Raw genomic sequence first — 13,287 nt, 5'->3', positions numbered from 1 at the left:
CACGAAGGAGACCGGAGCAGATGAAGGCTGAGTATATTACCCCCTTTTTAGAATCGGCTAGAATCGTCATCGAGCAAGTTGCCAACATTCGTCCTACAACAGGGCAGCTCGGCGTCAAAGACGTCAAATTTGTGGAAAATTACATTTGGATTCAGATCGGTATGACCGGGCAAATGGAGGGCGACATCGTATTCGGGATTGCCGAAGAAGTCGCGCTCAAGATGGTTTCCGCCATGATGGGCGGGTTCGTCATTACCGAAATGGACGAAATGGGCAAGAGCGCCATATCGGAGCTGGGCAATATGATCAGCGGCAACGCCAGCACGATGCTGTTCAACCAGGGAGTTCGCGTCGACATTACCCCGCCGAAGCTCATTCAATCCGTAACCGCAGCAGGCTTTGTGCCCAAAAAAGCGTTAACGATTCCTCTTATCATGGAGAGCATCGGCGAGCTGGATATTCAAGTCCTCATTACATAAGGAACGGCAAGCAGTTTTGCAGGAACATATGATACAATGAAATGGAGTGCTGCATGCCGCGGTTCTCCATTTTTTTATTATTTTACAAATAAGGAGCAAGCGCCTTTGAACATTGCGAACAAAATCGTTCTTATTACCGGAGCGTCCAGCGGGATCGGCGAGGTCATGGCGCAGCAGTTTTCCGCCAAAGGAGCTATCCCGGTTCTGACGGCCCGAAGCAGGGACAAACTCGAACGGATTGCCGCCGGCCTGCCGGGGGAGAGCGCGGTCTACCCGCTCGATGTGACGGATACGCAGCAAGTGAACGAAACGGTCCGGGACATCATCGGCAAGTTCGGGCGGATTGATATATTGATCAACAACGCGGGATACGGCCTTTTCGAGACGTTTGCGGACGCGCCGTTGGAGCATTTCGAAGACATGATGAACGTGAATTATTTAGGCATCGTGCGCTGTACCAAGGCTGTTTTGCCTCATATGCTGCAGACGCGCTCGGGCCATATTGTAAATATCGCATCGATGGCGGGCAAAGTCGGCACGGCCAAATCCACCGGCTATTCGGCGACGAAGCATGCGGTGATCGGCTTTTCCAACAGCCTTCGCCAGGAGCTGGCAGGCAGCGGCGTATCGCTGACGACGATCAATCCAGGCCCTATCGCTACGCCATTTTTTGACAGAGCCGATCCGACCGGCAATTATGTGAAAAATGTGTCCTGGTTCATGCTGAAGCCGGAAAAAGTCGTGCACGAGCTGATACGCGCCATCGAGAAAAACATACCGGAAAAAAATTTGCCGTTCGTCGCGGGAGTCGGCGTCAAGCTGTTCAACCTGTTCCCCCGCGCGTTCGACAAAATTGCAGCCTCGCTGCTGAACAAAAAATAGACGCGCTTCAGGTTTGCCCGCTGCCAAGCCCTTGAAGCGACCGGATGCGTCCCTATTTTGAACCCTCGCCGTTCGGTCCGGCTGCTTTCAGCGCCTGGTTCAGGCTGCGAATCTCCTCGAAAATGCCGCGCATCGCCGTCTTGCTTTCCGGGTGGGTTTGGTTCCAGTGCGAGGTCAGCGCCGGAAGCGATTTGTGGATGTGGCTGTACATCGCCCAAATTTTTATTTTGGCGATCATTTCCGGGGACGTATCGCCTGTCAGGAGCTCGGCCGCTTTTTCCATCAATGCGTCAAATTCCTTTTCCAATTGTGTATTCATACGTTTTAGCCTTTCGGTGGATGATAAATATTAAGATCGATTCAGTTTAAGTCTAGCGCAACCCCGCACTACTGTCAAAAATAGGAGGGCCATCATGTCCATATCGGAAACCGCGGTTCGCGACGGCCAACTGCTGGAGAGGCAGGAGCTTCGCTGTCATGCCAAACAAGTGAAGCTGTACTTGATTACGTACGGCAGCCAAGGGCTCAAAGTCAAGGGCTATTTGGCCGTGCCGGAAGGCGAAGGGCCCAGACCGGCCGTTATTTACTGCCGCGGCGGCATCAGACGGGTCGGCATGGTCCGCAAAAGAAGAATCGTTTCCATGGCGCAGCGGGGGTACGTCGTTTTCGCCCCTTTTTATAGAGGGAATGAAGGAGGGGAAGGGCGGGAGGATTTCGGCGGCGAAGACCGGTTTGACCTGTTTCATGCCATCCCCCTAGTGCAATCCTTGGCTGAAATAAAGCCGGGGCCCGTGCCTTTGATCGGTTTTTCCAGAGGCGCGTTGATGGCGCTGCGGGCGGCCAAAGAATGCGACGGCGTTGGACCGGTCGTCGTATGGGGAGGCGTGAGCGACTTGTTTCAAACGTATGAGGAGCGGGTGGATTTGCGCAGAATGCTGAAACGGGTGGTCGGGCATCCGGTCAAGAACCCGGAAGCATACCGGGAGCGCTCGCCCGTTCATTGGACGGAGCAGGTGCGGACGCCCGTTTTTATTTTGCACGGCACCGAAGACAAGCAGGTTAGCGTGGACCAGGCGAGAAAACTCGCGACAGCCCTTGAGCAGGCAGGCAAAACATATACGATGGAGCTTTACGACGGACTGGAGCACCGCTTTCCGCGGGACCGCGAGGAGCAGGCGCTGCATGCGGTATTTGCCTGGCTGAATAAGAAGCTGGCGGAGGCGGAGGCCGCGAAATGAGCCCTAAATCTTTGACAACAATGCAACAAAAGGAAGTATATTCCACTTTTTTTATGTTTAATATTGTTTACTATCTGTTTATGCCCTAATATAAATAGGAAGAGAGGATGTCGAGGGTCGGGTCATGCTGGGAGGCTTTTATGTCGAAGTATTTGAAGCTGATTTTCACTAGTGATTTTTATACTTTGGATAAGGGCATACAGGAGCAAGTCTATCAAGAATTTTATATGCTGGTCTATCCGATGATTTATTTTATTATGCGCGATCATTCAAGCGTTGAAGACATTATCCAGGAATCTTTTTTACGGGCTGTGCGCAAATCGCCGACCTTGAAAGAGCGGGATAAGTACGAGAGCTGGCTGAGGAAGCTGGCCCGCAACGTGACGCTTAACCATGTGAAAAGGCATAAGCGCAATCGCGAGGAGCTTGAGGCCGAACTCATCATTGCCGGCAAGGAAGCGGCTCCGGGAGCCGAACCGACCGTTCCGCTCGAGAAGGAAGTCGAGCTGAGATTTATGAGGGAAGCGATTATTACGTACATCAATCAACTGAGTCCTTCCTATAGGCAAATTATTGCGATGAAATGGATACATAACTTGTCGTACAAGGATATGGCTGAGGAGCTTGGCGTAACCGAAGGCGTTGTCCGCCAGCGGTTATTCAGGGCGAGGGAAGCTATCCGGCAAAAGCTGGCCGAAGACTGGGGCACTCCGAACGAGTAAAAGCCCGGGAGCCCGGCCGGCTTGAGCGCGCACTTTTTTTAAACCACATAAGAATGTTTAAAGTTCTTTACAGCGCTAAAGGGCGTAGAACAGCATTCTTATTGGCGAATAAACCTACCTCTGAACGCGGTCCTCACATCTTCGAAAAGATCTCGATAGAAGTTTATCTCATTTGTATCCGTTTGAAGGGTCGCTTATAATTGGTGAAAAGGTGAAGGAAATGAGGAATTGATGTGACTACAAGCTTTGATGGCCTGCAAATCGGGCAATCTTACGTACATAAATTGGCGGAGATGGGGATCAAACAGCCGACTTCGATCCAGGAGGAAGCGATCCCCGTGCTCTCGCAAGGAAAAGATGCGATCATCCAGTCGCAGACCGGCACAGGCAAAACGCTGGCTTATTTGCTGCCGGCGCTTCAGCGGATCGATGTCCGGGTCAAGCAGCTGCAGGTGCTCGTTGTCGTGCCGACCCGCGAGCTTGGCATGCAGATCGTCCAGTGGATCGAGAAGCTGACCGACGGGGAACCGATCCGCTCGCAGTCGTTGATCGGCGGAGCCGCGTTAGCCCGGCAAGTGGAGAAGCTGAAGCTTCATCCGCACATTGCGGTAGGTACGCCCGGGCGTATTCTTGAGCTTGTCAAAATGCGCAAGCTGAGCTTGCACCATGTGCAGTTGGCCATTGTCGACGAAGTGGACCAAGTATTCGAATTGGGCGCGATGAACGAAGTGGAAGCGATTTTGAAAGGGATGCTGCGGACGAGCCAAACCGTATTCGTATCGGCGACGATACCGGACAGCATCATGGACGCCGCCGGCAAGTGGATGAAGGAACCGGCCGTTCTCAAAATAAATCCGGGGCAGCGCACGGCGGAAACGCTGGAGCATCTTTATTTCGTATGCGAGGAAAGGGACAAAATCGATACGCTCCGCAGGCTGGTGCGGCTCATTAATCCGCCTTCAGCGATCGTTTTTGTCAACGCGACTGCCGATATCGCCGAAGTGGTGCAGAAGCTGCAGTATGTCGGGCTTTCGATCGAAGCTTTGTACGGCGAAGCAAGCAAACAGGAACGTGCGAAAACGATGCACGCTTTTCGCGACCGCAAGTTTCAGCTGCTGCTTGCTACGGACATCGCGGCGCGGGGCCTTGACATCGAAGGCGTCACGCACGTCTTCCATCTGGACCCGGCGACCAATGCGGAGTATTACCTGCACCGGGTCGGCCGGACAGGCCGGATGGGCCGCAAGGGAACGGCCATTTCGATCGTGACGCCGAAGGAGCAGTTCATCCTCGGCAAGTTTGAAAAGCAGCTCGGCATCGATATCGTGCCGAAGGCGATGTACGAGGGCCGGATCGTCGACCCGGCCCAAGACCGCAGCGCGGCTGCCATGCGCAGCCGCAGGCAGGCCGCGCGCCCGGCGGGCGGCGCAGCAACCGCGCGCGACAAAGCCGCAGGCGCGCGGGAAGGCGCTGCGCCTGCGGGCGCACCGCGCATTAGCGCCGCGCAGCCGGGCATCCGCGGCGAGCGACCCGCGGCCGCCGGCGGCAAGGCCGCGGGCCCGGCCGCTCGCAAGGCGGAGCGCGAGCGGGACCGCAAGAGCAAGGGCGCGCCGCGCTGGCTCAAGGCGAAGCAGCAGGGCAAGGAGTAGCGCCCGCGTGTTGCTCTGGGAGTCTGGCGGACGAACTCCGTCCGCCAGACTCTCAGAGCCGGGGCCATGAAGCTGATGAAAAAGCTGCTTATTTTCGTCTGTACAGTCCTTGTCATATTCGCCGCCTTGGCGGGGACCGTGATCTGGTACGTAAAGCCGACCGAAGCGCTCGACCTGAACTACCGCGAGGTGCCGATCGGCGGCAAAATCGTCGACATGATCAAAAACCGCAAATTCGAGATGCTCATCACGGAAGCGGAACTCAATGATTTGGTCAAAAAACAGTTGGCCGCTCATCGGGAACTGCCTCATGATATTCGCATCGAAGGAGCCGCACTGCAGTTGCGGGGCAACGAGCTCCAGGCGGATGTCAACCTGCTGTGGCGAGGGCAAATCCCCGTCGGTGCCAAATTGTTTTTTAATGTGGAGTGGAACAGCCCGAACATCGAGATTGTACATACAAGTACGCAGATCAAAGAAGCGAGCCTGCCGAGCAGTCTGCTCCAACTGCCGCCGCTCCGGATCTCGCTGGAAGAGCATCTGCCGAAGCTCGTGGGTGTAAGGAACGTCAGCTTCGAGGAAAACGGGATACGCATCGGCTTCAAGCTCGGGCAATCGGCTTCGTAAAGATGATGCGGGTACCCAGGCCGCCCGAGCAAGTCGCGACACTCTGTGAGGGCTAGGGGTACGAGTGTGACTAATTTGGGGGGACAGCCGTTTTTTCTGGACGCGCGACTCTCCCGGTGTAGGTCCTGGAAATGCGCAATTGGGCAAGAAGCAGCTTGTGAGGGGGAAACCTGCAATTGTCAGGCTGCCCGAGCAAGTCGCGACACTCTGCGAAGGCTGGGGGTACGAGTGTGACTAATTTGGGGGGACAGCCGTTTTTTCTGGACGCGCGACTCTCCCGGTGTAGGTCCTGGAACTGCACAACTGGGTGGAAATCAGTTTGCTAGGGAGAAAGCCTGCGAAAGTGCAGTTTTTTTCTCCGAAATTGGCTTATTTTGGCGAAAAACCTGCAAAAGTGCAGGAATTTTCGCTGAAAGTGAACCTGAGCCCATGTCCCCGCTGAAAAGCCTGCACAATTGCAGGAATTGTTCGTGGACAGCGATTAAGGACGCAAATTCATGTATTTTTGCAGGTTTTTTTCGTGCGGCCAGGCAGAATGTGGCTTTCGCCTCTGACACGGGTGTTTTTTGGGCAGCCTGCACTTTTGCAGGCTTCGCCGACCGGCTGGTCCGGTGAGTGAGGCCGCTTCGCGAGAGCGGCAGCGCCTTAATAAAAAAAGATGGGCTCCCAGCAATAGTTCGGGGGCCCATCTTTTTTATTATCCCTGTTCAGTGACGGATACCGGTTCGGGTACGGTTCCGGTCCCGGCTTTCCATCTGTAAGAAAAAAGCACGATCAAAAGCACGATCAGCATGCCGGCGGCTACGGAACCTACGGTTACGCTGACATGGAAGCGGTCCAGGCTCCAGCCTGCGGCCAGCGGTAGGACGGCGCCGCCCAATCCTCCGGAGGCGATAAGCAGGCTCGTCGTTTGCTCCGTGCGCCCCGGGATCAGCTGATTGGCATAAACGATCGCCACGGCGAACATGCCGGACATGAACAGGCCGAGCAGCAGCACGATGGCGAAGCCGCTCCACAAGGAGGAGTTGAACACCCAGACCAGGATGATCAGGAAGCCGGCGGCGTACGATACGGCCAGAAAGCGAAAATACGTCATTTTCTCGGCGATGACTCCTGCAAACACGCGGCCGACGACCATGGCGAACCAATAGGCCGTTACGGTTAAAGAGGAGAACGAGCCCGGCAACTGCATCTGCTCCTTAAAAATGGATGATAAAAAATTGACGATCGTGTTCTCCATCCCGACGTAAACGAAAAATGTGAGCATGAACATAATGAGGACAACCAGCGAGCTTTTGCTCAACGCCGGAGGCCGCTTGACCCCTTGCTCGCGGTCCGCTTTGTGAGCCAGCAGCTCGTCATGCTCTCCCAGCGAAATCCTGGACCAGACGAGAGCCATCGCCACCGCGCTGAGACCAAGCAGCAGGAACGAATATTTCCATACGCCGCCGGCGATAAGCAGGCTGGACACAAGCGGCATGACCAGCGCTCCGACGCCGAAGGCGACTTCCAGCTGGCTGAAAGCGATCGCCTGCTGATCTTTGGCCGCCAGCAGCACGAATGTGCTGATGCTGGATTCTACAAGGCCGAAGGCCAAACCGGCGATAAAGGTGAAGCAGACGGCGATCGGCCATGGGAGCAGCAGTACGGTCGCGACCATCGCCGCGAAAAGCAGCGTAAAGGCGATCATGATCGTGCTTCTGCGGCTGATGCGGCGAGCCAGGTAAGGCGCGCCGAGCACGCCGAGCAAAAAGCCGGCAAATTCCATGAATACAAGCACACCGCCGTCTTGGTAGCTGCGTCCGTAATATGTCAAAAGTTCAGTCAGTACAGCGCCGAAAATAACGTGAGTGGAGCCCGTCAATAAATATGACGCGCACCCCATGGTCAGCAGTCTTTTCATAGCGCGGTACTTTCTTTGCCTGAAAAGCTTCGATTGTAAGCATGCACATGTTCAAGGACATCGGCTACGGAGTGCGCCTGGTAAGCGGCCGCCTGCCGGACATCGGCGTGCGCCTTGATCATAGCGAAGCTGTGCGGAGTAATTCCGAACATCGACACGTCGTTGAAAGAGTCCCCGCAGCAGGCGATTTCATCCGGCCGAAGTCCGAGCCGGTCGAGCAGAACGAGCAGGGAACTGCCTTTGGAGACGCCCAGAGGCATCACATCCAGACAATCGTGGTCGGACAAAAATATTTCCAACTGCCCGCCAAGCTGTTCCTCCAGCCGTCTTTTCACCTCAAGCAGGACGTCCAGATGTGCAAAAAACGAAAACTTGCTCGCCGATATATCGCCCGTCAGCGCCGCTTCCGCATCTTCTCTAACAAAAAGAGGGCTGAACATTCTGGACTGGATATCGGCTTCAGCAGGAGTCATGACCGCGCTGTAGTTTCCTTCGACCGAACAAATCAGCTTGACCATATCAAAGTTTTTGGCGATTCGATACACCTCGCAAGCAAGCTCCGGCGCAAAAACCTTGGCGTGCAGCAGCGCGCCGCCGCGCAAATAAATAAAAGCCCCGTTTTGCGATACGGAATGCGCCTCGTATTCGATCTCGTTCATCACCTGCTGCATGTCCGCATGCGCTCTTCCCGATGCCAGGCACAATTCGATGCCTGCGGCCTTGGCCTGCTTCAGCGCGGCGCGCTCCCGCTCGCTTACTTTTTTGCTGTGATCGAGCAAAGTTCCGTCCAAATCGCTGACTATCATTTTAATCATGCTGATGTTCTCCTCCCGCTAATACGATTTCCACTTCAGAGGCAATCAATTTCTCTTTGATTTCCTGCCCCATTTCCTGATCGGTAACAAGAATGTCGATGCTTTCCAAGCCAACGACGCGATAAAACAGACGTTTGCCGAATTTGGAATGGTCCGCCAGTACGATTACCTGATCCGCATGCTGGATCATAGCTTTGACAAGATAGCTGTCCTCTTCGTTCGGGGCCGACAACCCTTCCTCGGTAATGCCGCAAGTGCCGATAAACAGCTTGTCGACATGATAATCTTTGAGCATTTCTATCGCCTTGGCGCCGTATACGCTGTGGTGCTTGTTATCGAGCACGCCGCCGAGCATATGAATCGTGATGCCGCCTTTGCGCGCAAGCGCAGCCGCCGTTTCAATCGAGCTGGTCACGGCGACGTTGTTTCTGGAAGCTATGGCCGAAGCCGCATGCAGGACGGTCGTCGAAGCATCCATCATAATGTAGTCGCCATCCTGAATAAGGGCGGCGGCCGCTTTGCCGATCGTCAGCTTGGAAGAGGGCTCGGCCTGCAAACGCTGCTCGTAATTTCCGACGTCCTTCGATAATGTCGGCAAAATCGCTCCGCCGCGCGTCCTGACGATGCGTCCCTGTTCCTCCAGCTTGACCATGTCCCGCCGCGCCGTATCCCGCGATACTTCGTACAGCTCGCAAATTTGATCGACCGTAATGCGCTTATTTAATTTTAAGTAATCAACAATCGCGATAAGTCTTTCTTCCTGGAACAAGTCAAAAACCACCTCTTTACTTAAGTTTATATAAGTAATTATAAGCGCAAAGCTTATTATACACTTTTTTTTCAAAGCTTCAATACGTAAAAAGCCTCCGAATGCCCGCCCGGTTATCCCCAAACGCGCCAAAAAACCGCACAAGCTCCGAATCTCAGAGCTGCAGCGCGGTCCTGGCTTTACTTGCCTGTAGTTTTCTTTTTCGTTTGGACATAGCTGGGATATGTAATTTCGCCGGTATCCAGCTTTTTGATTTCGTCGTCCGTCCAACCGGCGATTTTGTTGGTCCCGGTGACGCCGGTCAGCGTGATATGATATTTGCTTGCCAAATATTGATGAAGCTTATCCATATCTTCCTGCTTGATTTCGCTCAGCTTCTGTTTGCCGTGAATTTGCCCGAGAATGACGCCGATGGATTCGGCCGCAAGGCTTGTATTCGGCTGAATTCTCGTGCTGCCGTAGGCGATGGCCGACGAGCCGACGTTTTTTCCCGCGGCGATGACATTGTCGTAATTTTTCAGCAAAAAGCTGCGGAGCGGCATGCCGTATTTGTCCGGTCTGCCCATTTCAATGCCCCATTTGTTGGCGCTGGTGCCCTGCAGATCGAGAGGATAGCCGCCGATGCTGACGTTGTCCGAGAACATTTTGCCTGACAGCAGGTCCGAAGGCTTGAGCACATAATCCATTTCGTAATGATTGTATTCGCGAATGTAAGGATACGTCGGCAAATCGCCCAGTTCCGCCGATCCCCAGCCCGGCAGCGTTTTGCGGAAATGCTCCAAAATGAGCGGCGTCTCCTTATTGCCGAGAGCAACGGCTTCCTGCACCGATTGGGCGTTGGAAGGGTCGACCGTGTAGACAAGCAGCGCGTTGATCAATACGTCCCCGTCTCTTTGATTGACCGCATTCAATCCGCGAAGAAAAACGCGATCATTGGTAGGATGATAAGCTTTCGTAACTCCACTCAAACCGATGGCAAAGCTTTCGTTGACGCTTCCGCCGCCGAACCGCTTGCTGCGTTCTTCCGGTTTCAGCTTGTTGAACTCCGCATTGAACGTCTTCCAGTCGACATGCTTGAACTTCATCATCATGCCGGCGCTCATGTATTCGATATTTTTTTGCCCGTAAAAGCTCTCCAGCCCCGGCAGCCGGTTCACATCCAGCTTGCTGAGCAGTGCGGCGTTATCGGTATTGTCCACCCAGTAGGAGGCCGATATGCTTTTCTTAACCTGCTGCCGGTCGGTATAGGTGAGCGAGGTTATATCATGCAAATGCGCGGGAGTGTCCGCCGTTTGTATATCATTGATCTGAACGCCCGATTCGATGGTGATTTGGTCTACAAGCTTTTTCATATAATCCGTAAATTCGGGCAGCTTGCGGATTTTGCCGTTTCGAAAACCGTCAAACAATTCCTTCGCCCGCCCCTGAACGAGCGACTTGCCTTTGTCATCCCGGGTTTCGTCCAGAAACAGCATTTGCGCCTGCAGCACTTGTCCGCCGAATTCGGCTTTCGGATCGATAATTTTCACGCGCAAGCCTTCGTCGGCCGCGGCTCTTGCCAAATAAAGACCTTCGAGCTCGGTGCCGACTACGACGACATCAAACTTTTCGGAAGGTACTTGATCCGTCTGTCCGGCGTGAAGATTTTGCTGCGAGTTGTTCGCTTCTTTCGTTGCGGTTTGCTCGACACCCGGACCGGCCGTCCCGGCAGGACCGCGGGAAGAAGATTGAAACAAAGATCTGCTGACAGTAAAAGCACTTGCCGTAATTAGCACTGCCACTGCAATGAAAATAATCAAACCTCGTTTGCTTTGAAAACGCATGCTTTTGCTCCTTTGGCGATTCTTTTTCTAACAGCTTGATTTTATCACGACGGGCGGCGCATTTGATAGTTTTGCCTGTTAATTTTGACCAGACCCCCCAAAAAAATAGCCGGGCAGCGAACATTTGTAGCATATCCAGGAACCCTTCGCGAAGGTTCATCTTATGCTTCATAACTACTTGGGAAAAGGGAGAGGTAACTTGATGAAAAAGCAGTTAATGAAAAAAGTGGTGGCAACGAGTCTTGCCTGCGTGATGGTTGTAGGAGGAGGCACTGCCGCATTTGCAAAAGATAACGATCACAACCGTGGCAATCGGGAACACAACCAAGGCAACGGAAGAAATTACAATTACAGCCAAGGAAACTACAAAGGTTCCATCGATATTCGCATCAATTTCAACGATATGAAAACCGCGCAATGGGCAATGCGCTATATAGCAAGCCTCGCTTCCAAACGCGTGTTTGAAGGCTATGAAGACGGCTCTTTTAAACCTGACAACACCGTGTCCCGCATCGAAGCGATTACGGCCGCCGTTCGTTTGATGGGACTGCGCGACCAAGCCGAATCCACTACTGAAATGCAAACAAAGCTTAACTTTAAAGATGCCGATAAAGTTCCTTCCTGGGCTGTCGGATACGTCGCTGTAGCGCTTGAAAACGACCTGTTCACAGAGAGCGACGACAGCGTGAAGCCGAATGAAGCGGCTGACCGTCTGTGGGCAACTACGCTTTTGGTTAAAGCGTTGAAATACGATGCCGAAGCCAAAGCCAAAATGAACACCGCTCTGCCGTTCAAAGACGCCAAGCAAATTCCTGCCGGATCGGTCGGCTATGTGGCCGTAGCTATTGAAAAAGGTTTGATTGACGGCTTTGAGGACAACACGTTCAGACCGAACCAATCCGTAACTCGCGCCCAATTGGCCGCTTTGCTGGACCGCACGGGCAGCCAATTGCCGGGACAAGATCAAAATGCGAATACAGGCACTGTCAGCACGGCAGTCACTAACAATGTATTGACATTGACTAAATCCGGCACGACAACCCAATACACGCTTCATCCTGACGTATTCGTACTGCGCAACGGGGTAAAAGTAGCCGCTTCCGCGCTGCAAGTAGGCGACGAAGTGAAAATCGACACGTACAATAATCAGGCTGTGTATATCGAAGTTACGAAACTTGCACAAACTTCTGTTACTACCGATAGCGGTACTGTAAGCGCGGCTGTGTCCAACAACGTTCTGACTCTTACCAAATCGGGAACTGCTTACCAGTTTACCCTGAATCCGAACGTTTATGTATACCGGAACGGAGCTCAAGTAAGCGCCTCTGCTTTACAAGTAGGCGATGAAGTGAACATCCGCACATCCGACAATCAAGTCGTTTACATTGAAGTGACCAAGCTGGCTCTGACCGATTTTGACGTGATTGGTACGCTTAACAGTACTACTCTGAATACCCAAGGCGTCATTTCTACCATCTCGATCACTCAAAACGTATATAATGGCTCCCAAACGGTCATTTATAACGTATCTCCAAGCGTAACTATTACAGGCAACCTTTCCCTGCTTACTGCCGGACATCCGGTAGAGCTCAAAGGAAAAGGCCAACTGGTTACTTCCATCGACATTAAGTAATTATCGTTATACCATCATATATTTAGATTAAATATGAAAAAGGTTTGGAATCCACGCAACGGCTCCCTGCTGCAAGACGGCAAGGGGCTGTTGCTTTTTTACGCGCAATTTGCATATTCGTGCAGGCTGCGAAGCAAACTACGTCGAACCGGAAGGAGAGATGCTGCATGCAGGAAACGCTAATTCAAACTTTTAAAAGATACTATGCCGATTACCGAGCGGCCGCAGACGTGGATCAGAGCTTTGCAGACGCCTATCAAGCGGTTGCTTTTTACGTGATCGAGCAAACCGGCCGGCTTGCCCGGGAAGGCGAGCTTGAGGCGATCCGGAACATTGTGCGCGAGTTTACGGAGATCCGCCATTCCGTGGGCGGCAGCAACGATTCCGTCAAGGAGCGGTTTGAGCAGGAGCTTGTGGAGACAATGCTGAGCAGGACAAGCACATAAACCGGTAACAACCGGCAGCCTGAAATGAATGTAAAAAAGGGTGTTGCATTCTCGCTGCCAGCGTGCTATATTAATGTTCCGGCCAAAACGAGGGCAAACAAATGAAAAATAATGCTTGCAATCGCCCAGGCGGATATGATATATTAGAACTCCTGTTGTTGAAAAACAGCAGGTGAACGAAAGAAATTGCTCTTTGAAAACTGAACAACGAGTGAAGAAGCAAGGTTGAGCAATCAACCAAAACAAGAGATTGCAAAATCTCGTCAGCTTTGAAATTGAGCTATTCAGCTTTCAATAAAGG

The 13,287-nt window shown here is 53.0% G+C and carries 14 protein-coding genes; 8 read left to right on the top strand and 6 right to left on the bottom strand.

Annotation, left to right across the window (positions count from 1 at the left end):
* Positions 1-20: 20 nt before the first annotated feature.
* Complete coding sequence (locus AC3G2T_RS32445; protein WP_474686107.1) at positions 21-479, top strand: chemotaxis protein CheX; 459 nt, start codon at positions 21-23, stop codon at positions 477-479.
* 105 nt (positions 480-584) lie between these two features.
* Positions 585-1,361, top strand: coding sequence for an SDR family NAD(P)-dependent oxidoreductase (locus AC3G2T_RS32440; RefSeq protein ID WP_488438087.1), 777 nt, complete (start codon positions 585-587; stop codon positions 1,359-1,361).
* Between the two features lie 52 nt (positions 1,362-1,413).
* Here AC3G2T_RS32440 and AC3G2T_RS32435 read toward each other — a convergent pair whose 3' ends face one another.
* Complete coding sequence (locus tag AC3G2T_RS32435; RefSeq protein WP_488438086.1) at positions 1,414-1,680, bottom strand: DUF2573 family protein; 267 nt, start codon at positions 1,678-1,680, stop codon at positions 1,414-1,416.
* Positions 1,681-1,774: 94 nt separating this feature from the next.
* Here AC3G2T_RS32435 and AC3G2T_RS32430 point away from each other — a divergent pair, with 94 nt between their 5' ends.
* The 4 genes from AC3G2T_RS32430 to AC3G2T_RS32415 all read left to right on the top strand — a co-directional run bounded on the left by AC3G2T_RS32430 (position 1,775) and on the right by AC3G2T_RS32415 (position 5,597).
* A complete protein-coding gene (locus tag AC3G2T_RS32430) occupies positions 1,775-2,599 on the top strand; it encodes an alpha/beta hydrolase family protein (RefSeq protein ID WP_488438085.1) in 825 nt (274 codons plus the stop codon).
* 140 nt (positions 2,600-2,739) lie between these two features.
* Positions 2,740-3,321, top strand: coding sequence for an RNA polymerase sigma factor (locus AC3G2T_RS32425; RefSeq protein WP_474686115.1), 582 nt, complete (start codon positions 2,740-2,742; stop codon positions 3,319-3,321).
* 233 nt (positions 3,322-3,554) lie between these two features.
* Positions 3,555-4,970 (top strand): DEAD/DEAH box helicase, encoded by a 1,416-nt coding sequence (locus AC3G2T_RS32420; protein ID WP_488438084.1) that lies wholly within the window; start codon positions 3,555-3,557, stop codon positions 4,968-4,970.
* A gap of 66 nt (positions 4,971-5,036) precedes the next feature.
* On the top strand, positions 5,037-5,597 hold the full coding sequence (locus tag AC3G2T_RS32415; RefSeq protein WP_474686119.1) for a hypothetical protein: 561 nt from the start codon (positions 5,037-5,039) through the stop codon (positions 5,595-5,597).
* A gap of 314 nt (positions 5,598-5,911) precedes the next feature.
* Here AC3G2T_RS32415 and AC3G2T_RS32410 read toward each other — a convergent pair whose 3' ends face one another.
* From AC3G2T_RS32410 to AC3G2T_RS32390, 5 genes are all read right to left on the bottom strand, one after another.
* Complete coding sequence (locus tag AC3G2T_RS32410) at positions 5,912-6,286, bottom strand: hypothetical protein (protein WP_488438083.1); 375 nt, start codon at positions 6,284-6,286, stop codon at positions 5,912-5,914.
* Between the two features lie 8 nt (positions 6,287-6,294).
* On the bottom strand, positions 6,295-7,500 hold the full coding sequence (locus AC3G2T_RS32405) for an MFS transporter (protein ID WP_488438082.1): 1,206 nt from the start codon (positions 7,498-7,500) through the stop codon (positions 6,295-6,297).
* On the bottom strand, positions 7,497-8,315 hold the full coding sequence (locus AC3G2T_RS32400) for an HAD family hydrolase (RefSeq protein ID WP_488438081.1): 819 nt from the start codon (positions 8,313-8,315) through the stop codon (positions 7,497-7,499). The genes AC3G2T_RS32405 and AC3G2T_RS32400 overlap by 4 nt, the downstream gene beginning before the upstream one ends.
* Positions 8,308-9,084, bottom strand: coding sequence for a DeoR/GlpR family DNA-binding transcription regulator (locus tag AC3G2T_RS32395; protein ID WP_474686127.1), 777 nt, complete (start codon positions 9,082-9,084; stop codon positions 8,308-8,310). The genes AC3G2T_RS32400 and AC3G2T_RS32395 overlap by 8 nt, the downstream gene beginning before the upstream one ends.
* A gap of 179 nt (positions 9,085-9,263) precedes the next feature.
* Positions 9,264-10,907, bottom strand: coding sequence for an FAD-dependent oxidoreductase (locus tag AC3G2T_RS32390; protein WP_488438080.1), 1,644 nt, complete (start codon positions 10,905-10,907; stop codon positions 9,264-9,266).
* A 202-nt stretch (positions 10,908-11,109) separates the two neighbouring features.
* Between AC3G2T_RS32390 and AC3G2T_RS32385 the strand changes: the two genes are divergently transcribed.
* Complete coding sequence (locus AC3G2T_RS32385) at positions 11,110-12,540, top strand: S-layer homology domain-containing protein (protein WP_488438079.1); 1,431 nt, start codon at positions 11,110-11,112, stop codon at positions 12,538-12,540.
* A 167-nt stretch (positions 12,541-12,707) separates the two neighbouring features.
* Positions 12,708-12,986, top strand: coding sequence for a hypothetical protein (locus AC3G2T_RS32380; protein WP_474686133.1), 279 nt, complete (start codon positions 12,708-12,710; stop codon positions 12,984-12,986).
* Positions 12,987-13,287 lie beyond the last annotated feature (301 nt).

The organism is Paenibacillus sp. sgz302191 (assembly GCF_057749925.1).
The sequence above is the reverse complement of the archived record's forward strand: the minus strand, read 5'-3'. Positions and strand labels throughout refer to the sequence as shown.